The sequence below is a fragment of the Affinirhizobium straminoryzae genome (assembly GCF_007004135.1).
Classification (GTDB): domain Bacteria; phylum Pseudomonadota; class Alphaproteobacteria; order Rhizobiales; family Rhizobiaceae; genus Neorhizobium; species Neorhizobium straminoryzae.
This window is the reverse complement of sequence record NZ_VJMG01000121.1, coordinates 1-1222: the sequence shown is the minus strand read 5'-3', so window position 1 is coordinate 1222 and position 1222 is coordinate 1. Positions and strand designations below refer to the sequence as shown.

The 1222-nt window shown below is 59.0% G+C and carries 1 protein-coding gene; it reads right to left on the bottom strand.

Annotated elements, in window-relative coordinates; all coding sequences use genetic code 11:
• Positions 1-173: 173 nt before the first annotated feature.
• The coding region (locus tag FNA46_RS25685; protein WP_143128078.1) for an ISNCY family transposase at positions 174-1222 on the bottom strand (1049 nt) is incomplete at its 5' end.

The window sequence follows — 1222 nt, the reverse complement described above, 5'->3', positions numbered from 1 at the left end:
TGTGGCGGAGGAGTTGGAATGTCCGCTGTGCTGCAAAGTAGAAATGTCCGCAGCAGTCACCACACAGCACCACGATCAGCCCCGATCTGAGCGGCAGACCCGCTTGCAAGATCAGATCGGGGCGGGTGGGGAACTCCACTTCGGCTTTAGCTTTGAGACGATTGTCGGGTACTTCACTCCGCAGCGTCCTGCCGAGACAGCGCCTTCATCCGTCTCGCAATCACCGCCGGATCATTCGTGAAATCCGTCCGCCGGCCAGGCTTGCCCACGCGCTTGACGTAGCCATTCTTGTCGCTGTTGCTCTTCACCTTCGGCTTGTCATCCTCTTCCTGGCGCTCCCTGATATAGGTCAGCACCTCGCTCAGTCGCTTGTTCTCCGTGATCGCTGCATGTGTTACCCGCTGCTCCTTGTCAAACACCGTGTAGGGCAGGGAATATCCCTTCCAGCGCACATCGAGACGACCATCCGCATAGGCATATGTCTCGACATAGCGGCCGGCCAGACCGCGCGTCACCTCGCTCTCCTCCAGCATGATCCGCTTGCGCTCGAACGAAAACGTCAGCTGCGATCCGACATAACGCTGCTCGCGCTTGCACAGGATCTCCGTCAGCCGATCCGGCGCCAGATTCAGCGGACGATGCAGGTCGTCCGAACGGGCAGGGGAAACCGCAAAACGCGCATTATAGTCCTCCATGAAAACAGGTAGAAACGCATTGCCCGCCTCCATGCTGTCGATACCGCAAAGCCTGAGCTCCTTGACCAGACGATCCTGCAGCGTCCGGTTCATCCGCTCGACACGGCCTTTGGCCTGGCTCGAGTTTGCACAAAGAATCTCGATATTTAACTCGCAAAGCGCACGTCCGAACTGCGTCATGCCCTGGCCACCTTTGGCATCCTTCTTCGCCACCCGAAACACCGAATGCTTGTCCGAATAAAAGGCAATCGGTGCGCCGTGACGCTTGAGATAGAGCTCCAGCGCATCGAAGTAGGTGAAGGCACTTTCGGAACGCACAAAGCGCAACTGCATCAACTTGCCAGTCGCATCGTCGACGAACACCAGCAGCGAACACGGTGGTCCGCGATCCTCGAACCAGCGATGCTCTGACCCGTCGATCTGCACCAGCTCGCCATAGGCTTCGCGCCGCAGTCGCGGTTGATGAAACGTCCGGCGCTGCTTGCGTGACAGCCACAGCCCGGCATCGGACATCCAACCGCGCACCG